The sequence below is a fragment of the Salinivibrio sp. AR647 genome, assembly GCF_001995415.1.
Taxonomy (GTDB): Bacteria; Pseudomonadota; Gammaproteobacteria; order Enterobacterales; family Vibrionaceae; genus Salinivibrio; species Salinivibrio costicola.
Map to the genome: position 1 here is coordinate 34,581 of NZ_MUFE01000014.1, position 22,571 is coordinate 57,151.

Here is a 22,571-nt window from a genome sequence, read left to right on the forward strand (position 1 = left end):
ACTGACCATGGATAAGGCTAAGCCCTTGGCAATTTACCGCGCATCCGGACTGTATCGTCGCTTTCCCACTGTTACCCGCACGCTTCCCTATCGTCGCCGAAACGGTGGCTGGATTCTCTTCGCTGAGACCATTAGCGTTGATCATTTAGACAATATTGCTTTTTTTACCGGTCACGTAGTCGACGTCATGGATGCGTGGTGTGTCGGCCCGTATCAGGTTTTATTAATGAGTGGTGAGCTCACGCCCGATCACCGAACCGTGATTGATGCTCTCGGATTAGATTGTGCAGATCTACACGCATTGCCAGATTTAAGTAAACCTGGATTGGCTGTGTTTGATATGGACTCAACAGCCATTGAGGTTGAATGTATTGATCAAATTGCCGCACTTGCAGGTGTAGGTGAGGCGGTCTCGGCGGTGACAGAGCGGGCAATGCTCGGAGAGCTTGATTTTGAGGCGAGCCTGCGCCAACGTGTGGCTGCGCTTAAAGGTACAGATATTGCTGTTYTTGATGAGGTGAAAGCGCATTTACCGTTAATGCCAGAAATGGCGGCGTTAGTCGCAAGCTTAAAAGCACACGGCTGGTACGTGGCAATCGCGTCTGGCGGCTTCACTCACTTTTCTGATCACCTTCAGCATCAGTTAGGGCTAGATTATGCCGAATCAAACCAGCTTGGCGTTGACGAGGGGAAATTGACTGGCGACGTGGTAGGGGCTGTTGTTGATGCCCAGCGCAAAGCGGATATTTTAACCACACTGTCGCAGCAGTATGATATTGATCCTGAGAATACTTTAGCGGTCGGGGATGGCGCCAATGATCTGGCGATGATGGAGGCGGCTGGACTCGGCATTGCCTATCACGCCAAGCCAACCGTGAATGCTCGAGCACAAACCGCAGTGAAACATTGTTGGCTTGGGGGCGTGCTCTGCGTGCTCTCTGCGAGCTTGCGAGCGGGGAAAATTAGCTGGCAACCGCGTTAACGGCCCAAGCGCATCAATACTTCGTCGGTGACATCCACTAATTCACCGTACGCACACAGCGAAATAAATTCGTCTTCGAGTTGGCGTGCTTTATGGGTGTCACGCTTGAGTAGCGCCGATAATTGTGATGGATCAATGTCTTGCTCTGCGTGAGTCAGAGGCGTCATGCGATTGCGTATCACGGCAAACGTGCCGCCTTTTTGTGCCAACTGAACGAATTTACGGCGTGCATCGTCCGATTCAAACTCGCTATCGGCAAAGGTATGTACCGCTCGCACTTTGTCGGCTTGGATATCTATCCACACAAAGTACTCACGGACTAATTCATTGAGCGGTTGCGATGGGCGAGTGACTTCATGGGTTCGCGTTAAAATTTTATCGCCGAAAACCGGATAAAAAGATAATTGACGTCCGCCACCCGCCCGTTCGAGAAAACGGTGTAAGCGGCTCGGTGGTAAGTTGATCCCAACAGCAGACACCGACAAAGCGCCATTATCTCGTTGGACAAAATAGGGCTGTACGGTCAAACGCGTCAGCAACAGCTGGTGCATGGCCCAAACCAGAGGCGGATCGGGTAAGCGTTCATCGAGTACCGTTAACTTATCCTGATTATGTTCAATCAATCGGCGTAAGTATTGTCGGCGCCGGGTATTTGGCGACTCGGTGGTCAGTTTTAGCTGAATATTGTCTCTTTTCGGACTCACTCGAATCACTTGATACGGCATATCGACCAAGGGAGCGCGCGGGTCAATATTGACAAATGCATCGAGCGATACCGAGACAATATCATCTCTTGCCCCTTGGAACGGTTGCTTCAGCGTCACATTGAGTCCCCCAGAGGAAAAGTCAATCAGCTGACCTTTAAGAGGCCCTTGTTCAGCGTGAACCATTGATACTTCCGATCGATAAGCGTATCGGGGCTCCCGTCGTTGTGGCTGGCGATCGGATGAGATGAGCTGTGCACGGCAAACGGGGTTGCGCTGGTGTAAAAAACGTCGCAGGACCTGACTAGAGCATTGAGGTTTTGGGTGTTCAAGGTAACTGCGTCTTCCGTCGGCATGAGTGACATCTTGTACCAGCGCAACATGGGTCAGCGTTTTGAGGGTGTTAAGCCAATCGGGTGACACATCTTGGAGGCGTTCAATATCTGTCGCATTAATGGCAGACATCGTCACTTTAAACACGCGCCACGAGGCGCGCTTGGCTCCCAGGTGCCAAAAAAGCTGGCGCTCTTCTTCGCTCATTTCACTGGGAGAGGCGGAGTAGAAAAAACGCTGTTTGTTTTTTTCAACAGAAAAGCAATACAGCAACAGCTGGCTGGTGGAGGCTCCGTCGAGTTGGAGCAGTGATAACCGTTCAGTGTTAAACAGGTGATTGATCACGGGTTGATTACGGTTATCGTGCCAGTAGGCCCATAGCCCCTGATTCTGTCGCGTTTGTAGCACATATTCCATTTTATCTTGTGCGAAATAGAGCGGTAACACACTGGTATGATGCAAAAAAGATTGCTCGTAACTTTGCAGTTTTAACGTGAGCAGTTTGTCTTCGCCATCTTGCTTGCCGCGAAAATCTGGCGCGGTCATTTCTGCTTCTAATGCTTGTTTTATCGCGTCACTGCTCGTGTCTAGCCGCAACCGCAGCCAGACATTGCTGGTCGAGTCTTTGTTGTCATCGACGCCGATAATCCGATAACTCAACCCCTGTTCAAGATCGGGGTCCGGGTATGTTTGTGCGAGAGTGGTAAAGCGAACCACCACCTCTGAGCTCGGTGGATAATCGAACGCAGCAGGCACACGAACCCGACAGCCCGAGTTCGATAAATCACTGGTCACTCCATGCACTTCATGGCCAGTGTTGAGCGTAATTAAGACTTGTGTAGCAAAATGAATGCGGCTTTCACTGCGTGATAAGTAATGACCAAATGTCAGCTTTTCGGGTAAGAGTGCCGACTGTGACGCATCGCTGACCGGCCCTTTTCCTTGCTGTTGGCGCTGTTTCTCTTTTTCGTGCTTCACCCGAAAGTTATTCGGTGTGTTATGCAAATCTTCCCATAATCCTTGGGTGAGTTGGCCGTTATACATAGGGAGGCGATCGTAGTAGCGGTTAATCGCCACATCATCGAGCCAGTGCTTTTGACCGTGCAGGCTGTATTCGTGGCAGTCGCCATCCACTTTCCCGCGTAAGTCGATGGCGCGATTGCATGGGGTCATCAGCCGTCTGATCTCCATTTTGATCAGCAGCTTTGCGGAGCTGGGCTCGTTAGCCGTGAGCTTATCGAGCAACACCTCAAATTTTGGGGTTTGGGACAGAGGAAGCAGTTGCTCAATCAGTCCCTGGTAATCATCCTGCTTCATGGCAAAGTCTGGTAAAGTAATCGCTTACTTTGTTAACGGCATCTTCTCTGAAAAGTGTCGGGATAATGAATAAGATAGCAATCATTTTGTGAATTAGCTGACATCATACGTATTGGAGAGCGAATGGCAAAAACAAAACGAGCCTACGTGTGTAATGACTGTGGGGCAGATTTTCCGCGTTGGCAAGGGCAGTGTTCTGCATGCGGGGCGTGGAACACGATTACCGAAGTGAGGTTAGCGGCTTCACCTCAAGTCACACGCAATGAAAAATACGCCGGTTATACCGGCAGTGCCGAGGGTGTCGTACAAACCTTACAAGATATTAACTTGCAAGAAGTACCGCGTCTGAGCAGCGGTTTTAAAGAGCTTGATCGGGTACTCGGTGGTGGCATTGTGCCGGGGGCGGCGATTCTTATCGGTGGTAACCCAGGCGCGGGTAAAAGTACCTTACTATTGCAAACTATGGTGGGCTTAGCACACCACTTTCCGACACTGTATATCACCGGGGAAGAATCGCTCCAACAAGTCGCGATGCGGGCTGACCGACTCGGGTTACCCAAAGATAAGCTTAAGTTATTGTCTGAAACGGGCGTTGAAACCATTTGTCAGGTTGCGAAAAAAGAGCAGCCTAAGATCATGGTGATCGACTCCATCCAGGTGATGCATGTCGCCGATGTGCAATCGGCGCCTGGGAGCGTGGCACAAGTCCGTGAATCTGCCGCCGCCTTAACCCGTTACGCCAAACAAAACAATGTGGCCATTTTTATGGTCGGACATGTGACCAAAGATGGTTCACTGGCAGGCCCGAAAGTGCTTGAGCATTGTATCGACTGCTCGGTGTTATTGGATGGATCGAGCGATAGTCGCTTTCGCACTTTACGCAGCCACAAAAACCGTTTTGGGGCGGTGAATGAGCTGGGCGTGTTTGCCATGACAGGTCAGGGATTGAAGGAAGTGAGTAATCCGTCGGCGATTTTTCTCTCCCGTGGTGAGGAGCAAACTTCTGGCAGTTCGGTCATGGTCGTCTGGGAAGGCACGCGCCCATTATTGGTCGAAATACAGGCGCTGGTGGATTATTCGCAATTGGCTAATCCCCGTCGGGTGGCTGTGGGGTTAGAGCAAAATCGTCTAGCGCTGTTATTGGCGGTGTTACACAAGCACGGCGGGCTGCAAATGTCTGATCAAGATGTGTTTGTGAATGTGGTTGGTGGCGTCAAAGTGACTGAGACCAGCGCGGATCTGGCCTTGTTGCTTGCGTTGATCTCAAGCTTTAGAGACCGGCCTTTGCCAAGAGAATTAGTCGTGTTTGGCGAAGTCGGTTTAGCCGGTGAAATTCGCCCGGTACCCAGTGGGCAAGAGCGGTTAATGGAAGCGGCGAAACATGGCTTTAAAAAAGCGGTTGTCCCTAAAGCCAATATGCCCAAACAGACGCTTGAAGGCATGACCGTGTACGGTGTGAGCAAATTATCAGATGCGTTGGCAGTATTAGAAGAGTTATAGCGGCGGTTGCTTGAGCTACATAGCGGCATTAGCCGGGGCGCGATCATCCTCTGCGTCACGCTGCTGTGCGGTGCTTAACGGTGGGTTAGGGGCGGGCATATTGGCGACTTGGACCTGGGTTTGGACCAAGTTTTCAACCACTGCGACCAAATGTCCCCAGCTCACGCGTTTTTCGTTTTCGAGTAAGGAATCGAACTCTTCAGTGCTCCATTTTATAAAGCGACGAGGGTCAAGGGCGCGGCCCAAAAAGCGCACTTCATAATGCAAATGCGGGCCAGTTGATAGTCCGGTGTTACCCGACCATGCAATTAAATCCCCTTTTTTCACAAATTGCCCGCTCCGGACATTGAATTTATCCAAATGGGCATAGAGTGTCATAAAGCCAAAGGCGTGGTCGATTTTGATGAAGTTACCATAGCCTTTGCGGCGGCTGGGACGGACATATTCGACGACGCCATCCGCGGGGGCATACACCGGCGTGCCGACGTCTGAGGTCAAATCTAAGCCCATATGGAATTTTTCTTTCCCTGTCACAGGGTGAGTTCGTGAGCCATATCCCGAGGAGCGTCGGTAGCTTTCAAGCGGTTTACCATTCGGGATTAGCTGGAGCATGGTGTAACGCACCGCTGAGTTAATCGCTGCGACATCGAGACGGTGAGTAAGCGAGGCGTCTTTGGCCACTGATTCTAGCCCGAGCATATCTTCAACCGTGACCACGCGTTGTGTCAGGGCGGTGAGTTCAACATCTTTGTTCTCGATGGTTTGTGACAGCGCATCACGTTTTTGTTGCAACATCGCCACCTCGTTATTTAAGGTCGCGCGCTCTTGGCGTAATCGTTCAACAGCCGCTTCGGCCTCGGTCGAACGCTCAGAAAGCAGGTACAGGCTAGCAAAGGTGATGGTGAGAGCCGCGAGTATCACTAATGCAAGGGTTTGCACGACCTTTTTACGGGTCGGGCAGAGGGTATAGTGTTTCACCCCGTTCGGGTGCGTTACGGCAATATGGATATGGTCTGTCATGACTGGTTACTGCTGGCCTGCATTAAATACCGTCCATGACCGTGCGGATTAAGCGTTCGGTTCCGCCATGTGGTCAGTCAATTGCGCAAGCTCGCGATGAAGCAGTTCATCGTTACCCACGTTCAGTTCAACGAGCCTTTTTAAATGACTGGCGCTATCAATGTCAATGTGATCGATGTAAAGATGGAGATAATTTTCGCAGTTATTTACCAGAATGCAGTCCATGTCTAATTCTACATCCGAGTCATGGAGGTAAAACACCAGTAGAAACGCGTTATGTTCGGGATCAGCTTGCCAGTTCTCAGGGCGGCTGAGCAACACGCCTTTGAGAGATAGATCCAGTACCTGTGCGTGCCACTGCTGCTCGTTTTGTTTGAGTATTGCCGGCACACGATACATGACGCGGGAAAATTTTCTACGCTCTGTCATGATGACATCTCCTCATTCACTGTCTCTAGTGTAGGTGATATGGGGCAATCACAATACTGATTTAGTGGCTTGTCTCACATTTAAAACGTTTTCGTGGTTCTGCTGAGCTAAGTACAGGCGGCAATACGGTTTATTGAGATGACGAGTGAGAAGATGAAGAGTGGGAAGGTAAAGGGCAGCCGTCGCTGCCCTTACCGTGGTATGCGTTATTATTTAACTGCACGCTTGTACTTGATCCGGTGCGGCTCCGCCGCTTGTGCACCCAGTGTTTTTTTCAACCAATCGGTGTATTCAGCAAAGTTACCTTCAAAGAAGTTCACTTGGCCTTCATCTCGATAGTCAAGAATGTGGGTCGCGACACGGTCAAGGAACCAGCGGTCGTGCGAGATCACCATGGCACAGCCTGGGAACTCTAAGAGTGCCTCTTCAAGTGCACGGAGCGTTTCCACGTCCAAGTCGTTAGTCGGTTCGTCAAGGAGCAACACGTTACCGCCAGCTTTTAGCAATTTGGCGAGGTGGACGCGGTTACGCTCACCGCCTGACAAATCACCAATGCGTTTTTGTTGGTCACTGCCTTTAAAGTTAAACCGTGACACATAAGCGCGTGCCGGTAACTCAAAGTTATTGATGCGAATGATGTCCGCCCCTTCGGAGATCTCATCATAGACGGTGTTATTATCGTCCATACTGTCTCGGAACTGATCGACCGAGGCCAGTTGTACGGTATCGCCTACTTCAACGGTGCCGCTATCTGGGGTTTCTGTGCCACTGAGCATCTTAAATAGGGTTGATTTACCCGCGCCGTTCGGACCAACAATACCGACAATTGCCCCTTTGGGCACGCTAAAGGATAAGTCATCGATCAAGATGCGATCACCAAACGACTTGGTCAGATTATTGACCTCAATGACTTTTTCACCCAGACGTGGACCTGGTGGGATAAACAGCTCGTTGGTCTCGTTACGGCGTTGATAGTCCGTGGTGTTGAGCTCTTCAAAGCGGGCCATACGGGCTTTTGATTTCGCCTGACGGCCTTTTGGATTCTGGCGAACCCACTCAAGCTCTTTCTCAATGGTTTTCTGACGCGCTTTTTCTTGCGACGCTTCTTGCTTTAACCGTACATCTTTTTGTTCGAGCCAAGATGAGTAGTTGCCTTCCCACGGAATACCTTCACCACGGTCAAGCTCAAGAATCCAGCCCGCTGCATTGTCGAGGAAGTAACGGTCGTGCGTAATAGCAACGACGGTACCAGAGTAGTCGACTAAGAAACGCTCAAGCCATGCAACGGATTCAGCGTCTAGGTGGTTAGTTGGCTCATCAAGCAGCAGCATGTCGGGCTTTTCGAGTAGCAAACGGCAAATAGCAACACGACGACGCTCGCCCCCTGAAAGGTGCTTGATTTGCGCATCCCACTCGGGCAAACGCAGTGCATCTGCTGCACGCTCCAACGTATTATCGAGGTTATGCCCGTCTTTAGCTTGGATCAGTGCTTCGAGTTCACCTTGCTCTTGCGCTAAGGCATCGAAGTCGGCATCTGGATCAGCGTAAGCGGCATAGACACCATCGAGACGCGTTAATGCATCTTTGACGTCACCGACCGCTTCTTCAACGGTTTCCCGGACTGTCTTTTCTTCATCCAGCTTCGGCTCTTGCGGGAGATACCCGATCTTGATCCCGGGTTGCACACGGGCTTCGCCCTCAATCTCGGTATCGATACCGGCCATAATGCGCAACAGGCTCGATTTACCGGCACCGTTGAGACCCAACACTCCAATTTTGGCGCCTGGGAAGAAACACAAAGAAATATCTTTAAGAATTTGACGCTTAGGTGGCACGATCTTGCTCACCTGCGACATGGTATATACGTACTCAGCCATTTCTGCTCACGTTAATCGTTGTGGTATAAAAAACGCTATTCTAACGTTAACTTTGCCAAGTTTAACAGTGATTGTCATATTCGGTCACTAATATGGCGAGACGTGCCGACAAACAACGCTTACCACCTACAGGGAATTTGCGGGCGGAGCTGTTGTCTACTCGGTGTTACACAGTCGGTGTTGCATACAATAGGAGCGATCTTTGACATGGAACGATTCATCGCATTATCCGGGCCAATCAAGTCAGCATATCGAGCGGCTTTTCGTCACGCCCGTGCCTTCTTTCCTCTATGGGTGTCAGGGTTCGTGTTGATTTCCAGCTTATCAGTCCCGATGGTTGAGGCTTCCGCCAGCCCTGATAGTCGTCAAATGACACCGCACCAGCGCCAGTATGAAGCGGCAATCGATGCGATTGAAAGCGGTGATTTGCATCAGTTTCAGCGCTTAAAAGCACAACTGCGTGATTATCCTTTGTATCCGTATCTCGATTATCGTGATTTCACTCGTAATCTTTCTAAAAAGCCTCACCACGCGGTCACTAACTTTATTCAGCGTTATAGCACTATGCCATTCACGAATAGTTTGCGTGCGGATTATCTCACCCTGTTGGCGGACAGAGGAGATTGGAAGACCTTGATCGCGTTCCAGTCTGATGTGCCACGGAGTGATCGTTATCAGTGCCAATATTATTATGCGCACAGTCAAGCGGGGAATCAGGCTTTAGCGCGCAGTGGCGCCAAATCGCTCTATTTGTCGGGTCAATCCGTGGATAGCAGTTGCAATGACTTATTTGATTTTTTATCGGAACAAGGGCTGCTGACCGGTGACTTGATATTGCAGCGTATGCTTCTAACATTCGATGCGCGCAACCGCAGTTTGATGCGTTATTTGTTACGCCAGTTACCCGAGGCGGATCGTGCGGTTGGCAAGCAGGTGTTGGACTTATATGACCAACCTGAGAACGTGGCCGACTTTTCGAAGCGCAGTTATGTGACGCCGTTTAATCAAAAACTGACTCGCTTGGCGTTTGAGCGTTTGGCTCGCAAGGATGAAGCGCAAGCCATTCGCCATTTTCGTCGCACGGTCGAGGGCCAGCATTACGATAAACGAGAGCGACAAGACATTGCCGATTACTTGATTGGCCAATTAATGAATGATGACGAGCCTACATTGGCTGGCTGGCGAGATCGTATGCTGCGTCAGAGTCATGATGATGGTTTATTGGAAAGACGGTTTCGCCTTGCACTTATCGAGGGTGACTGGCACGCGCTGGATCAGTGGCGCGCATTGCTCAGCGAAGCGGCTCAGCAGTCTTTAAAGTGGCGGTATTGGCGGGCGAGAATCAAGCTAGAGCTTGGTGATAGTGCGTCAGCAAATCAAGCATTTGCTTCCATGCTTGGTGAGCGTAATTTCTATAGCGTGGCAGCGGCGCAGCATTTAGATAAACCGATTTCAATACCCTCACGCACAGCAGTCCTAAAAGAAGCAGGGTTAATGCCGATCAATGATGTATTGGCAAGAGTGAATGAGCTTATCGCGCTCGATAAAATCTATGCGGCTAAGCGTGAATGGTATTATGTATTACAACGTGCCAGTGATGAGCAGATTGCCTTACTGGCGGCCTATGCCAATAAAAAACATTGGTACCACTTCGCGGTTCAAGCCACGATTGCGGGAAAAATGTGGGACCATTTGTCACTCCGCTTCCCGTTAGCACACCAGTGGTGGTTTGAGTTTTTCAGCCGCGAGCGTGGCGTAGACAAAACCACACTGATGGCCTTATCGCGTCAAGAGAGCGCCTTTTTTACCCGCGCAGTATCCCATGTGGGTGCAAGGGGCTTGATGCAATTAATGCCAGGCACGGCACGCGAAACCTCTCGTCAGCTGGGATTTGATTATCAAGGCCCTGCTAGCTTGAGTGATCCGGGCGTCAATATTCGTCTTGGCAGCGGCTACTTAAAAATGATGTTAGATCGTTTCGACAGTAATCGTATCTTGGCATTCGCGGCTTATAACGCCGGCCCGCATCGGGTGTCGCGTTGGTTGGAACGATCGCAAGGTCATATGGATGCGATTGCTTTTATTGAGTCAATTCCGTTTTACGAAACGCGCCATTATGTACAGAACGTCTTGATGTTCGACATTTATTATCGTCAGCTATTAGGTGAGCCGGTGCAATTTTTAAGTGCGCACGAGCTGGCTCAGCGCTATTGATGTTATCATTGCTGTCATCACGTAAAGAGCGAGAGGAAACCATGTCGCAATCGCCTGCATTCTCTGGTTGGCAAGATGTTATTTCTTTAGTGCGTTTAGCAGGAAAAGACGATAACGATGATGCATTACTGACAGCACTACTGACGCCTGATGAGCGAGATACTCTGGTCGCTCGGATCAATATCTTGCACGAATTATTAGAAGGCAGAATGAGTCAGCGCCAGCTCAGTCAGTTACTTGGGGTAGGGATCGCGACCGTGACCCGAGGCTCTAACGAATTAAAGCGGATGGATGAGGATACCAAAATTTGGCTCGCCGACTTGCTCAAGCGCGAGGCGGAGCAAACCCGCTCTTGATCCCCTGTCTATCAAACAAAAACGGAGCCCACGGGCTCCGTTTTTAGTGCTGGGTTTTTAGCGCTGGGTTTTTAGCGATAAAGGTGTGGATGCATAAACGGGATCAGTGCCATGATCAAAGCTTGATGATACACGCTTGATCGCGTTAATCGGTGTCCGGTAAGCATACCGATGGCGCCCCCTTTTTGTTTTACATTTTGTTGGCTAAACATTCGATCCATCACATCACCGAGCTCCTCGCCTTGATGCAATGCCTTGAGCGCGTCTGGTGGAAGGGGAAGTGACGCTGAGCGTGCTTCGCCGTGCGCGTCGTCTTTTGCTATGATCATCCAAGCAAAGGTATGTTGGCCATCCAAGCCGGCTTCTATCCCCACATAATAATCGCCTTGATAACGTCCTTGTGCATGCCGAACCCGATTGCATGCGCCTGAATAGGTTTCTTTCTCTGTCATGGGTTGGTCGGCGACATCACTGGGTACGGACACGCCGGTAAACGTGAAGTCGGTATTGGGAAAAACGTCATAAAATGCTGCTTTAACGGCAGAAATCTTGGCAGGGTTTTGTGAGGTAACGATTACGTGGGTCATACGCCCTAGCGCTCCTTATCGTGTTGGTAGGCGCGCTGCAGTATACGCCAGCGTAAAGGTAAGCGCAGCATGCCTGTTATGCGACTCGCATCATTGGCTTGCGCCACTTCATTTAAGCCAATTCGCATTCCCTGATGCCCTTTGCGAGGCTGAGCAACATAGGTATTAAACCAGCGATCCCAGCAAGACAAATTAAAGCCATAGTTGGCATTGCACTCATGAAAACGAGTGGAATGATGAACGCGATGCATATCGGGCGTGACGACGATACGGCGCAGCCAGTCATCGAGACGCAGTGGTAAACGGACGTTGCTGTGGTTAAACATCGCCATGCTGCTTAATACGGTTTCAAACAGAATCACGCCTAAAACAGGGGCACCTAATAAGGCTACCAGTGCACATTTTATCGCCATTGAAAGCCAGATTTCGACGGTGTGAAAGCGCGCGCCAGTGGTGACATCAATATCCATGTCGGCATGATGAACCAAGTGTAATCGCCATAACCAAGGGAGCTCATGGAACAGCTTGTGTTGATACCAAATCGCCAAATCCATGACAATTAGCGTGAGGACTACCGTTGCCCAAAGCGGCAAAGAGAGCTGATTAAGCAGTCCCCACCCTGATTCATCGACAAGGCTGGCAACACCAACGGCTGAAAGCGGTGCCAGTAGCCGAAGCGTTAGCGTGTTAAACGCGGTGAGCGCAATATTGCCCCGCCAGCGTTCACGTCGAGTACGGGTTAACTGACGTTTGGGCCATTGCCACTCGGCGACCAGCATGATCACGAGTACGAGCACGAATAGACCAAGTCGAAATCCCGCTTCATGTGCTTCAATCCAGTTCATTATCGCTCCTTATTCGCCTTTATATTACGCGAAAAGCAGATAATACGTTTAGTCAAACAGCAAAAATTGCCGAAGTGGTTACGATGGTGGATGGGGCAGCATCAATAGATTTATGGTTGGGCATAGGCTCAGGGATTCTCTTATATTACACGCCTTGAATATGAATGTAACGTAAACGTTAATTTTGCTGGCCGTGTTCAACGAATTAGATTACTTGCTCTAAAAATTAGGCACAAGATCACGTTTATACTAATAGGCTGTTTCTATTAAGTTTGTTTCTTTTTACTAATGATGAGTATCTCATGAATGAGACATCTCTCGTTAGTGTAAAAAGGAATGATAAATGCACAAACATAGCTCTCTTGCGCTCATTATCGGCGCGCTCTTTCATACCTCCGGGGCTTGGGCGATGGCAAAAGTGCCTGAACCCGTTGAACCACCGACGGAACCAGACTCACAAGCCTGTATTGTGTTAACAGGAAGTGAACCTATCGATATTGGGCGCACCAGCGCCGAGCGCTGTCTACCGGGCGACGATCCTTTTACCGCAGAGCAATGGCATTTGCTAAATAGTGGACAGAATGCATTTGCTCGCGAAGGAGGGCAGCCAGGGAATGACTTAAATCTTTGGTGGGCTCATCGACAAGAGATTTTAGGCCAAAACGTCAATGTCGCCGTGGTTGATGACGGGTTAGAGATCGCGCACCCTGATCTAGTGGCGAATATGCGTGCAGGAAAATCTTACGATTTCGTTGATCGTGATGACGATCCGACGCCTGAAGGGTGGAGCAATCGAAATACAGCTCACGGTACTTCGGTGGCCGGTATTATCGCGGCGGCGCGTGATAACGGCTTGGGAGGGATGGGTGTTGCACCGCTTGCCAATCTACAAGGCTATAATTACCTGGCATATCAGAGCCAAAAAGCATGGGAGATCAGTCACGGGCGTGAAGGTTATTCAGATGATGTCCGAGTCTTCAATCAAAGCTATGGTGGCTCAGGGGTGCGCAGCTATCCTTATAGTGATGATCCTATGAGCTATGATGGTCGCCAAAATGCCCAATACAAGACAATGACCACGGAAGCTTTTGGTGGGCGTGGCGCAGTATTTGTTAAGTCAGCGGGAAATGGCTTCAGTCGCACCTCGTTTAACCGAGAGCGATTTGGCCCTGTGGGTAATAATGATGGATTGCCATGGCAAAACAGTAACCAGTCATCTAGCAACGCAAATTATTGGAATGTGACGGTCAGTGCCTTGAATGCAGATGGCAAACGATCGTCGTATTCTTCTGTCGGTAGTAACGTATTCTTGACGGCTCCAGGAGGCGAATACGGCACCAATAAACCCGCACATATCACCACAGATTTGACCGGTTGTACCATGGGCTATAACCGCAATGATCGTATTCCTTATGATTCGCATGACCTACACGGTGGCACTGAAATAGACAACACGTGTGACTTTAATAGTGTCATGAATGGCACATCATCGGCTGCACCAAACACCTCGGGTGCGTTCGCGCTACTAATGTCAGCCTATCCGAACCTTTCCCAGCGTGATATTCGCCATTTGTTAGCGACGACGGCTACACGTGTGGATACGAATAGTGATGATGTACGCTTAAGCTACCAAACGGCACAAGGGCAGACTCGCACTGTCACGGGACTAGAAGGTTGGCAACAAAACGCGGCAGATCGTTGGTATAGCCCAACCTATGGGTTTGGCTTAATTGATGTCAATGCGGCGCTTGAGGCGGCAAAGACGTATCAACCTTTGCCTGAGCAAGTGTTTACGGATTGGACTTGGTCTTATCACAACCAAAATGGTGACACAGGGCTACCGATTGCTGACGCAGGAGTAGCCGCCACCGCCGATAGCGTGCGAGTGACAGATGATCTCACTATTGAGGCGGTGCAAGTACGTAGCTTAATTGATCATAGCCGTATGTCCGATTTGTTGATCGAGCTCGAATCGCCATCTGGCACACGCAGCGTGCTTATGTCGCCGCGTAACAGCATGTTATCGAATGCGCTGGATAGCACTTATCCAGAGGGTTTTACCGATCACTTAATGCTCAGCCATAAATTCAATAGCGAAAGTTCAGCGGGTCAATGGACGTTACATGTTACTGACACCGATGGTGAAACACGTCAATACAGCTTGGGAGGGGAAGTGAAATCCCTACCCAATAACAGCGCTGATGGCAAACTAATGCAATGGTCATTGCGTGTTATTGGTCACCGCGGTTAATAGGAGAAAAGTATGAAAAAGTTAATTGCAGTAATCGCAGCGATGGGGCTGACAATGAGTGTCCATGCCGCTACGGTTGAATTAAATGGTGACCGCTATGTTGTGGTCGATACGGCCGATAATGCTCGCAATATGAATGGCGAGCAAATGGGGGTGATGGTCGGTGACAAGGTTGCCTTGTCTGCTCAGAGCACACCATTAACAGTCACTGGTTCTATTTTGGTGAAAGCGAGTCAAGCACGAGCGGGTCAACTCGCTGATCAATATGGTCTGGATCTGGTGAGCTATATGGATGGTGTCGCGCTGCTCGAAGCCAGCCCAGGTGTGAATGTATCGGCGCTGGAAAAAGCACTCAATCAATCACTCGAGACGCCGGTCAACCTTGAACTCAATCCTCAAAACCAACAGCCTCAGTAATTCGTGTACTGCTAGCCCGCCAATCACTGGCGGGCTTTTAATCGCATCCAACCAACGATTTTGTTACTAGATATTCCAGAATGTTCATAACTTTTACATGAGCTAAACGCCTCATCTTGCTATGATTTGCCGCCATTAAACCCCAATAAACTAGACAAAACATCAGCATGTAGACCCGTCTGCAGCGAGGGAAAAAACGATGTGGAAAAAAGTTAAACATTCTTTACCATTGCAAATTGCATTGGCAGCAGCACTGGCTTGGCTGGTGGGGACTGTATTTGGTCCCATAGAAAATGCGGAGCAGACCACTTGGTATCCATTGCTCATGTTGGCCAAAGTCAGTTATATCGGTTTACTGAAAGCCGTCGTCGGCGTGATGGTGTTGCTCTCGCTGCTGGAAGGGATCAGTAATATTGGCAACGTTGTCCGCTTAAAACGTCTCGGTGGTGCCACCCTTTTGTTCTACGGTTTTACCACCACCATAGCGATTATTCTGGGACTTGGCGCAGCGTTACTGATGCCAGAGTGGCAAACGCTTAACAGTGCGCCACCGGTGGATGAGAGCATCAGCTTTATCAATCAAGATGCGGCAGGAGCTGGCGCGATTGCCACCAAGCTTTTTAACATGGCGTTAGTGAATCCCGTTGAGGCGCTAAGCAGTGGTAATCTACTTGCGATTGTCGTTTTCACCATTTTATTTGGTATTTCACTGATTGTGGCTTTGCCGGAAAAACATCCGCTATTTGATACCATTCGTGGTTTAAACCAAGGTATTAACACGCTGGTGGCCGGAATCATCAAACTGGCGCCTTTCGCCGTTTTTGCGATTGTCTTTCAGTTTTCGCATCAAGGCGACAATGACTTATTTGGTCAGCTGTTTAGCTTCGCGGCTTTAGTGTTTGCTCTGACGATGGTACATGGCGTCATTGTATTGCCGCTGATCGCACGTGTCGCGGGAGGCGTTGGTTTTATCGCTTTATTTCGTGCAATCTCTGCGCCTCTGGCGATGGCATTTGCTACCTCATCAAGCGCGGCAACACTGCCGGTATCTATGCAGGCAGCCAAGGAAGAGCTCAAGGTCACCCCATCCACGGCGAGTATGGTATTGCCTTTGGGGGCGGTGATGAACATGGATGGCACCGCGCTGTTTGAAGGGATTGCTGCCGTGTTCCTTGCGCAATTGTTCGGGATTGATTTGTCTACGACCGGTATTGTGATGATCTTCATTATGGCGATGGTGTCGTCGGTGGGCGCGCCAGGGATGCCATCGGGCTCGATGTCTGGGATGCAGTTGGTGCTGCTGGCAGCGGGGATCCCACTTGAAGCCATCGCTATCTTGCTGATCATTGAGCGCCCGCTTGATACGTTCCGTACCGCAGTCAACGTGCAAGGTGATCTGATTGGCGCCACGGTTATCGATAAATGGCAAAAGCGTGTAGGTTAATCTTGCTACCGTTTAAACACTGCAGGCAAAAGGCAGTGAATTTGCCTGCAGTGTGGTGCGATTATTGAATAGTAAAACCTAGGTATGCTTGAAACTCGTTATTGTCAAAGATATCTTTATCACCTTTATTTCCTTTAGCATCTTTGAATTCCCAGTTAAATGCTTCGTAAGAAACACCTGCGTGCCAAGAGAAGTTTTCGTTAACTTCTTTTTTAAACTCAATTTCAGGCTGGATATGTGCATAGGCTATTGTGGTGTCTGAATCTGGTGTGTGGTAAGCCTCTACATAATTCTCAATATTAAATGAGAAACCTGAGACGAGCGGGAGTGAATAAGTTAAATAGTTCTCAGTACCAATTTGGTAATCGTATTCTTCTTCATCCGTATCATAGTAATCGAAGTTATACCAAGCCAGTTCTAGATTCCAGTTTTCAGATAGAGCACCTGACAGATAGAAGTTAGTTTCCACACCACTAATATTTTTTAGGCTCTCATCATTGTTGTTACCCAATTGTGCCCACAGCTCGATACCAAAGGAGAAATCTTTGCCACCAAGGGAGATGTCTTTACTCAAGTATGGGGCAATGATGTACTGCTTTTTATCCGAACTATCGGACTCATCGCTAGCTTTCCATGAGGCATCATAGCGGAATAAATAATACATAGTTGTATTAAAATCCCCTATAGTTCCTATGCCTTGGGCCAAACCAAACTGGGTGTCCCACCCTTCTTTTCTCGCCGCTCCCTCACTATCAATAAAATCTTTATCGACATCAAAAAGAAAGCTGACATCATCGCTTAATTTGTAAGAACCCTTACCTATCGTGACTTCTGTTTTTGTCAGGCCTTTTTCATAGTCGTTGACTTTGACTTCACTGGTCAGTGAACCTAATTCACCGGCAAAGCTTGTTGTGCTGGCAAGAGCCATGGCAGCGGCGAGCGCTGTTTTTTGGATTGTATTGCTCACTTTAAAGTATCCCTTCTTTAATATGTTACCGAGCACTGCCGCTTTATCATTATTCACCAAAAAGTAGGCGCTAATTTTTTGGCTATTACTTTCTGGTGACGGTATCTGTCCATACTTTTCAATACCGGACGACAGCCTATTCCTTGGCATTCACAACATTATTAGCGCCACAAGAAATGTGGTGGTGACTGAGGTGCGAATGTAGATTTATGCTAGCAATGCGTCAGTGCCATGACAATAGTGTTAATATTGAGTTAGTAGTCAGTTAGGTTTTTTGCTCTATTTTATATCTGTTCATTCGAGTCAATGACCATTCAGCTTTTGTTCAGGTCGAATAAACGGCTAAATAAAGATGAAAAAAGAGTAGTATTCGCTATGTAATAAAATATTTAGTAATCGATTACTCGATAAATAGGAGGTTTAACAGTGATAGAGGGATATGGAGTGGTTTTTTATGCATATTTTTTAACTTTAAATTTGCTTATAACGATTAAATACACAATTATTGGCATAATTAATCATTTTTTCTGAGGGTCTTATAAGTTGATAGACTGTCGTATGGTTGGCTATCGATAAACTTTATCGACAAACTCGGACGTCATGGCTGAAAGAAAAGCACTATAGTCCAACCCAAATGTGACGGTTTCACCGACCGCTAGCATTTTTTCTGGTGTCTCAACCATTAAATGATCACTGCATGATGAAACGATTGTCATGCCGCTGGGAGGATGTAATCCGTCAATACATACATCCTGTCGGCCTAAGGCAAGAATGGCCTGGTTGACCTGACCTCTATTTTGTAGGCTGATGGTTTCACCAAAGGCATTAACGCCTCGTTTTCCCCATGGATATGAGGGTTTTTGGCTCGACTCTATGACCTCGGCTGTTAATGTGATCGCTGTGGATGATAAGCCCGATATTTGTGGCTGATTTTTTGGGACTAGGCCTAAAAATATTGCTTCGCCAAGCCGTAAATGGTTAATACGGGTTTGGCCTTGATGGGCGAGTACCCAATTAATCGAGCCCGAGTTACCGCCCGAAATGATGTCTAGCCTTATCGAAAACGTCGTCTCGATGTGTTCAGCAAGATCCGATAAAAGCTGCATATTGATATCGTCTGGCTCAACACCGTAGCGGCAGGTTAAATTCGTACCTATGCCTTTGAGTGTAATGTTGGGCAGTTTAATGACATCGTTGATCAGATTAATAAGGTTGTCGGGCATGGCACCTTCTCTTAAATCTCCCAGCTCAACCATAATGATGATCTGGTGAATACGATTACATCGCCCAGCGGCGTCAGAGAGTTTTTGGATCACGGCAATTTCAGTATTCAGACTGATATCGCAGTCAATGACGACGCGCTCTATTTGGCTTAGCATCGGGGAACGTATTAATAGAGTGGGTACCGTGACACCTGCCTCTCTCATCCGTTTTATATTATCTACTCTTGAGTCAGCGAGCATCGTTGCGCCGGCATTAATGAGCGTATTATAGGGTGGCCCAAACAGCTTTTGATCACGGGAGTGACAGTCACGCCTTTTAAAGTCAGTTGTTCAATCAGCCGTTGGGTGTTGAGGGATATTTTAGCGCAATCGAGTTCTATTTTTGGGTAGCTCACTGCTTTGCTTCAATTTTATCTTCTAGCAGTGGGAACGCTGAAAGTAGGATCTGTACTAATTGCTCTTTCGGTTGCGATAAGGGATCGGTGACCGGGAGTTTAAGTTCATGTGTATACGCATTGATATAAGATAAAGTCTCTCCCATCGACATCCCCTCGTGGTTGAGAGTGATCCCAATGACATGCGTATTGGAAAATGTTTCGATCAGGTTAATTTCGCTTGCGAGCGTCGGTATCGCCATGTTGGGAAAATCGACACGATACAGGCGTTTCGGTGCATGCTGTAAGATAACTGCGGTCGGGCAACTTCCTCGCAGTATGAATGAGCTCGTGGAAAAGGCTGGATGACTCAGAGCACCTTGGCCTTCCACTAAAATAATATCTGGGTTTTCTTGGGTGTAGGCATCGACGATCACGGCCTCTAATTCGCCAGCACAAAATTGAGAAGGAACAGCATCGAGTGCCACACAATAACGTTCACCCTGAATAATACCGGTTTGTCCGGTGGCGATCATGACGACGTTTAACCCTAGCTTTCTGAGCTCTTGAGCCAATATTGTCGTAGTGGTCCGTTTCCCGAGCGCACAATCTGTTCCCAAAATAGCGACAATGGGACAGGTCACACTATGGACTTGTCCAGTAAATGTTTTTAACGCCTCTTTTTTCTTGGGTTTGCGAATATCCAGTATGTGGACGTTGTTCTTCTTGCTCGCATCAACAAAAATGGCATCGTCATTGAGAAATTCATGTAAACCATTAACGATATTGAGCCGTTTTGACATGGCGTCGAGGATGACATTTTTATCTAAATCAGACAGTAAGCCTGTGGACGGCGCGACACCAAAAATAAAATAATCTGGTCGTGTAGACTCATGATGTAAAGCCTCTTCGAGGTCGGCGAAAATAGGGATGTTATTTTTGGTTTTGTCGAGAACGTCGCCCGCGTCTTTGTTTGCAAGGGAGCTGTCTATAACGGAGAGAATACGATATTTTTGAGAGTGTCGGACAAGACCATTGGCAGTTTTCCCATCAATTTTACCAAAATGACCTTCACAATAAACAATTGCCGTCGGGGTTAATGCCCCTTGGCTCTCGATTAACCTCTCTTGGCTCTCGAGTAATGTTTCTTGGTTATCGAATCGAGTCGTTGGTGATGCTAAATCGACGTCTTCGTGCGACGTTTTACCTGCTACTAATCGAGTTGGAGTGTGTGCTGATTTTGGTGATACGGACATTATTGAAGCCTGGTTAGGCTTAGAAGGGCCGCTAAGGATTGCCGAGTCTTTCGCCCAGTAAAGAAAAGAGCTCCTACTAAGCTGTAGGAGAGAACTAAACAGTAGCACAGTTTCTGAGAAGGCAAAGGGTTATTTGTTTAGGGACGAGTTTTTAGGCAATAAAAAAGACGCCCTAAGGCGTCTTTTCCAATCGATTGGTGGAGCTGGCGGGAGTTGAACCCGCGTCCAGAATCAGTCTAACCGATGGCGCTACATGCTTAGTTTGTCTTTAGTCTCGTCAGAGTGCTGCGGACAAACACGCCACACAAAGACATACCCAACTTATGTTTAACGCTTCAGCTCTTGGGTCAAAGCCTCCACGCGATCCTGTTTGGTTTTGACTATCCTGATTCCCCGTCCTACAGGCGAAGGCTAGAGAGGATAGGCACTCAGCAGGTTATTAAGCTGCTAGTGCGTAGTTTTCGTCGTTTGCGACTATTTTTTTGCGGCTTTTTACGAGGCCAACCGCCCCTCGGCATGCTCCACGGGCCTTCTCAATCCTGTCGAATCCTGAATCAGCCCCAGAGTGTTGCGGCAGAGTCTAACACATTGATCTGCCGCGTCAACGATTACCGCGCTGAGTGTTTCATGATCCTGGATTTTTGACGCTGCCAGTCTCTGTCTTTCGCGGTATCACGTTTATCGTGTAATTTTTTACCTTTCGCTAAGCCTATTTTGAGCTTAGCAAATGATTTTTTCCAGTATAAAGACAATGCCACCACGGTGAAACCGTCTCGATTAACCTTACCCAGTAAGGTATCAAGCTCCCGCCGTTTGAGCAAGAGCTTACGGGTGCGCTGTGGATCAGCGACCACATGCGTGGAGGCGACATTCAGCGGGGTGATCGTTGCCCCGAACAAAAAGGCTTCCCCGTCTTTGAGCAACACATAGCTTTCGCTGATATTGGCTTTGCCCGATCGAAGTGCTTTCACTTCCCAACCTTGCAGCTCTAGCCCCGCTTCGAAGTCATCTTCAATAAAGTACTCAAAGCGTGCTTTTTTATTCAGCGCAATGGTGTTGCTATTTGCTTTGTTCTTTGCGTTTTTCTTAGCCATAGTCCGCGCATTATAAAGGCGATGTGTCGAAGAATGAAAGGATTATCGCATGCTGTTAGACAAACCGCATGACTTTCTTAGATATGCTAGCCGCTAACATTGGTGAAAGGCGACCTCAGTGGTATTATCTCGCGGTTAACTTTAAGGAGTCCCTATGCCGCAAATCATCCGCTCGGCTTTAGTGCCGTTCAGTGCTGAGCAAATGTTTGCCTTGGTGAACGATGTTGAAGCGTACCCCGAGTTTTTGCCCGGATGTGTGAGCACTCGATTGATAGAGCACACAGACTCAACCATGGTCGCTTCACTGGACGTGGCCAAAGCGGGCATAAAGAAGACGTTTACAACAAAAAATTACTTAACCGACAATGCGCGTATTGATATGACCTTAGTTGACGGTCCGTTTAAGCGTTTAAGTGGGGGGTGGCAATTTACGCCGTTGTCGAGTGATGCGTGTAAGATAGAGTTAAACCTTGAGTTTGAATTCACTAACCGTCTGGTGGAAGCAGCGTTTGGGCGCATTTTTAGTGAGTTAACCAGCAGTATGGTAAAAGCGTTTACAGAGCGAGCGAAAGCGATTTATGAGTGAAGAGACTCTGGTGCATGTGGAAGTGGTGTATCCGCTACCGAATGAGCAACGCATCTTTAATTGTGTCGTTAAGGCTGATACAAGTGTTGAAGAGATTATCCGCCAGTCGGGTATATTGAGCGCGTACCCTGACATTGATTTGTCCACCAACAAAGTGGGTATTTTTAGCCGACCGGTGAAGCTTGACGCGCAAGTAAGAGAGGGTGATCGGATTGAGATCTATCGGCCACTCCAAGCTGATCCGAAGGAAATTCGCCGCCGTCGAGCTGAACGAGCGAAGCAAGAGGGCAAGGCCGATCCTGTGACAGGTGGACGGGTTGATACCAAGCGTAAGCGCTAACCGTCGAACACCGATGCTTGGCCTTGCTCAAGCGATAAATAATCACAGTAAAGGCGCCGATATCCGGCGCCTTTTAACGAGCCAATGGCTGTCACTGCTTATTGCACAGCCTCAAAAAACTGGTCGCCCGGCTCATAGTCACCACTCATGCTGACTAATTGATTATTATCATCAAACGAGAGCACTAAATCTTTTTGCGTTGGATCTTGGTGGCCCGGCTGTTGCCACTGTACGAAGTACCAAGTGTTTGGGTAGCCAGACTCAACCAACATCGGTGGGCCGAGAAGGAATTTGACCTGCTCTTTCGTCATGCCAAACTTCAATGAGTCTACGGCCTTTTCTTCAATATAGTTGCCTTGATTGATATCTACACGATAAACCAGTTTTTCGGCATAAGAGCAACCCATAATGGCAATCGCCATTAGAGAGGCAACGGCGGCTTTTTTCCAACCCAT

At 48.5% G+C, this 22,571-nt stretch carries 20 protein-coding genes and 1 other RNA gene; 9 read left to right on the forward strand and 12 right to left on the reverse strand.

The genetic code is table 11. The features are described 5' to 3' along the window. Positions 1-7: 7 nt before the first annotated feature. Positions 8-982, forward strand: a complete 975-nt coding sequence (gene serB, locus BZG76_RS14095) for a phosphoserine phosphatase (protein ID WP_077461825.1) — start codon at positions 8-10, stop codon at positions 980-982. Here the strand turns inward: serB and BZG76_RS14100 are convergent. After that, a complete protein-coding gene (locus BZG76_RS14100; protein WP_077461826.1) occupies positions 979-3,336 on the reverse strand; it encodes a PilZ domain-containing protein in 2,358 nt (785 codons plus the stop codon). The genes serB and BZG76_RS14100 overlap by 4 nt on opposite strands. Positions 3,337-3,459: 123 nt before the next feature. Here BZG76_RS14100 and radA point away from each other — a divergent pair, with 123 nt between their 5' ends. After that, complete coding sequence (gene radA / locus BZG76_RS14105) at positions 3,460-4,836, forward strand: DNA repair protein RadA (RefSeq protein WP_077461827.1); 1,377 nt, start codon at positions 3,460-3,462, stop codon at positions 4,834-4,836. 15 nt (positions 4,837-4,851) lie between these two features. On the opposite strand, the gene BZG76_RS14110 is transcribed toward radA, so the two are convergent. The 3 genes from BZG76_RS14110 to ettA form a co-directional block, all read right to left on the reverse strand. Next, on the reverse strand, positions 4,852-5,856 hold the full coding sequence (locus BZG76_RS14110; RefSeq protein ID WP_021023648.1) for a peptidoglycan DD-metalloendopeptidase family protein: 1,005 nt from the start codon (positions 5,854-5,856) through the stop codon (positions 4,852-4,854). A gap of 48 nt (positions 5,857-5,904) precedes the next feature. Beyond that, positions 5,905-6,285: a PilZ domain-containing protein gene (locus BZG76_RS14115; RefSeq protein ID WP_021023649.1), complete on the reverse strand. Its 381-nt coding sequence runs from the start codon at positions 6,283-6,285 to the stop codon at positions 5,905-5,907. A 209-nt stretch (positions 6,286-6,494) separates the two neighbouring features. After that, positions 6,495-8,162, reverse strand: a complete 1,668-nt coding sequence (gene ettA, locus BZG76_RS14120) for an energy-dependent translational throttle protein EttA (protein WP_021023650.1) — start codon at positions 8,160-8,162, stop codon at positions 6,495-6,497. A 207-nt stretch (positions 8,163-8,369) separates the two neighbouring features. Between ettA and sltY the strand changes: the two genes are divergently transcribed. Then, positions 8,370-10,376: a murein transglycosylase gene (sltY, locus tag BZG76_RS14125; protein WP_077461828.1), complete on the forward strand. Its 2,007-nt coding sequence runs from the start codon at positions 8,370-8,372 to the stop codon at positions 10,374-10,376. Between the two features lie 41 nt (positions 10,377-10,417). Next, complete coding sequence (gene trpR, locus BZG76_RS14130; RefSeq protein WP_025744414.1) at positions 10,418-10,732, forward strand: trp operon repressor; 315 nt, start codon at positions 10,418-10,420, stop codon at positions 10,730-10,732. A 71-nt stretch (positions 10,733-10,803) separates the two neighbouring features. On the opposite strand, the gene yjjX is transcribed toward trpR, so the two are convergent. Together yjjX and BZG76_RS14140 are read right to left on the reverse strand one after the other, a co-directional pair. Further along, complete coding sequence (yjjX, locus tag BZG76_RS14135; protein WP_077461829.1) at positions 10,804-11,319, reverse strand: inosine/xanthosine triphosphatase; 516 nt, start codon at positions 11,317-11,319, stop codon at positions 10,804-10,806. 5 nt (positions 11,320-11,324) lie between these two features. Further along, positions 11,325-12,164, reverse strand: coding sequence for a sterol desaturase family protein (locus BZG76_RS14140; RefSeq protein WP_077461830.1), 840 nt, complete (start codon positions 12,162-12,164; stop codon positions 11,325-11,327). Positions 12,165-12,507: 343 nt separating this feature from the next. Here BZG76_RS14140 and BZG76_RS14145 point away from each other — a divergent pair, with 343 nt between their 5' ends. The 3 genes from BZG76_RS14145 to BZG76_RS14155 all read left to right on the forward strand — a co-directional run bounded on the left by BZG76_RS14145 (position 12,508) and on the right by BZG76_RS14155 (position 16,276). Further along, positions 12,508-14,415 (forward strand): S8 family serine peptidase, encoded by a 1,908-nt coding sequence (locus tag BZG76_RS14145; protein ID WP_198532353.1) that lies wholly within the window; start codon positions 12,508-12,510, stop codon positions 14,413-14,415. Between the two features lie 12 nt (positions 14,416-14,427). Continuing rightward, the gene (locus tag BZG76_RS14150) at positions 14,428-14,832 is read left to right on the forward strand and encodes a hypothetical protein (RefSeq protein WP_077461831.1); all 405 of its coding nucleotides are present in this window, start codon (positions 14,428-14,430) and stop codon (positions 14,830-14,832) included. A gap of 199 nt (positions 14,833-15,031) precedes the next feature. Further along, a complete protein-coding gene (locus BZG76_RS14155) occupies positions 15,032-16,276 on the forward strand; it encodes a dicarboxylate/amino acid:cation symporter (RefSeq protein ID WP_077461832.1) in 1,245 nt (414 codons plus the stop codon). Positions 16,277-16,337: 61 nt separating this feature from the next. On the opposite strand, the gene BZG76_RS14160 is transcribed toward BZG76_RS14155, so the two are convergent. The 5 genes from BZG76_RS14160 to smpB all read right to left on the reverse strand — a co-directional run bounded on the left by BZG76_RS14160 (position 16,338) and on the right by smpB (position 21,190). Continuing rightward, the gene (locus BZG76_RS14160) at positions 16,338-17,243 is read right to left on the reverse strand and encodes a hypothetical protein (protein WP_077461833.1); all 906 of its coding nucleotides are present in this window, start codon (positions 17,241-17,243) and stop codon (positions 16,338-16,340) included. Between the two features lie 566 nt (positions 17,244-17,809). Then, positions 17,810-18,706, reverse strand: a complete 897-nt coding sequence (locus BZG76_RS14165) for an alanine racemase (RefSeq protein ID WP_108743687.1) — start codon at positions 18,704-18,706, stop codon at positions 17,810-17,812. A 151-nt stretch (positions 18,707-18,857) separates the two neighbouring features. Beyond that, positions 18,858-20,096 carry a DUF1611 domain-containing protein gene (locus tag BZG76_RS14170; RefSeq protein ID WP_077461834.1) on the reverse strand — a complete coding sequence of 413 codons (1,239 nt, stop codon included), beginning with the start codon at positions 20,094-20,096 and terminating at the stop codon, positions 18,858-18,860. A 195-nt stretch (positions 20,097-20,291) separates the two neighbouring features. After that, positions 20,292-20,658: a transfer-messenger RNA gene (gene ssrA, locus BZG76_RS14175) on the reverse strand. Positions 20,659-20,704: 46 nt separating this feature from the next. Continuing rightward, the gene (smpB, locus tag BZG76_RS14180; protein WP_077461835.1) at positions 20,705-21,190 is read right to left on the reverse strand and encodes an SsrA-binding protein SmpB; all 486 of its coding nucleotides are present in this window, start codon (positions 21,188-21,190) and stop codon (positions 20,705-20,707) included. A 154-nt stretch (positions 21,191-21,344) separates the two neighbouring features. On the opposite strand from smpB, the gene BZG76_RS14185 reads away from it, so the two are divergent. Beyond that, positions 21,345-21,776, forward strand: a complete 432-nt coding sequence (locus BZG76_RS14185; RefSeq protein ID WP_021024346.1) for an SRPBCC family protein — start codon at positions 21,345-21,347, stop codon at positions 21,774-21,776. After that, the gene (locus tag BZG76_RS14190; protein WP_021024345.1) at positions 21,769-22,116 is read left to right on the forward strand and encodes an RnfH family protein; all 348 of its coding nucleotides are present in this window, start codon (positions 21,769-21,771) and stop codon (positions 22,114-22,116) included. The genes BZG76_RS14185 and BZG76_RS14190 overlap by 8 nt, the downstream gene beginning before the upstream one ends. 98 nt (positions 22,117-22,214) lie before the next feature. Here BZG76_RS14190 and bamE read toward each other — a convergent pair whose 3' ends face one another. Beyond that, entirely contained in the window at positions 22,215-22,571 is a 357-nt protein-coding gene (gene bamE / locus BZG76_RS14195; RefSeq protein ID WP_021024344.1) for an outer membrane protein assembly factor BamE, read from the reverse strand.

Coding starts and splice junctions, on each gene's coding strand:
- BZG76_RS14140 (WP_077461830.1), bottom strand. CDS start 12,164: ATGAACTGGATTGAAGCACATGAAGCGGGATTTCGACTTGGTCTATTC.
- smpB (WP_077461835.1), bottom strand. CDS start 21,190: ATGGCTAAGAAAAACGCAAAGAACAAAGCAAATAGCAACACCATTGCG.
- BZG76_RS14170 (WP_077461834.1), bottom strand. CDS start 20,096: ATGTCCGTATCACCAAAATCAGCACACACTCCAACTCGATTAGTAGCA.
- bamE (WP_021024344.1), bottom strand. CDS start 22,571: ATGGGTTGGAAAAAAGCCGCCGTTGCCTCTCTAATGGCGATTGCCATT.
- BZG76_RS14165 (WP_108743687.1), bottom strand. CDS start 18,706: ATGCTCGCTGACTCAAGAGTAGATAATATAAAACGGATGAGAGAGGCA.
- BZG76_RS14185 (WP_021024346.1), top strand. CDS start 21,345: ATGCCGCAAATCATCCGCTCGGCTTTAGTGCCGTTCAGTGCTGAGCAA.
- BZG76_RS14145 (WP_198532353.1), top strand. CDS start 12,508: ATGCACAAACATAGCTCTCTTGCGCTCATTATCGGCGCGCTCTTTCAT.
- BZG76_RS14115 (WP_021023649.1), bottom strand. CDS start 6,285: ATGACAGAGCGTAGAAAATTTTCCCGCGTCATGTATCGTGTGCCGGCA.
- BZG76_RS14150 (WP_077461831.1), top strand. CDS start 14,428: ATGAAAAAGTTAATTGCAGTAATCGCAGCGATGGGGCTGACAATGAGT.
- BZG76_RS14155 (WP_077461832.1), top strand. CDS start 15,032: ATGTGGAAAAAAGTTAAACATTCTTTACCATTGCAAATTGCATTGGCA.
- yjjX (WP_077461829.1), bottom strand. CDS start 11,319: ATGACCCACGTAATCGTTACCTCACAAAACCCTGCCAAGATTTCTGCC.
- BZG76_RS14110 (WP_021023648.1), bottom strand. CDS start 5,856: ATGACAGACCATATCCATATTGCCGTAACGCACCCGAACGGGGTGAAA.
- trpR (WP_025744414.1), top strand. CDS start 10,418: ATGTCGCAATCGCCTGCATTCTCTGGTTGGCAAGATGTTATTTCTTTA.
- radA (WP_077461827.1), top strand. CDS start 3,460: ATGGCAAAAACAAAACGAGCCTACGTGTGTAATGACTGTGGGGCAGAT.
- ettA (WP_021023650.1), bottom strand. CDS start 8,162: ATGGCTGAGTACGTATATACCATGTCGCAGGTGAGCAAGATCGTGCCA.
- BZG76_RS14190 (WP_021024345.1), top strand. CDS start 21,769: ATGAGTGAAGAGACTCTGGTGCATGTGGAAGTGGTGTATCCGCTACCG.
- BZG76_RS14100 (WP_077461826.1), bottom strand. CDS start 3,336: ATGAAGCAGGATGATTACCAGGGACTGATTGAGCAACTGCTTCCTCTG.
- sltY (WP_077461828.1), top strand. CDS start 8,370: ATGGAACGATTCATCGCATTATCCGGGCCAATCAAGTCAGCATATCGA.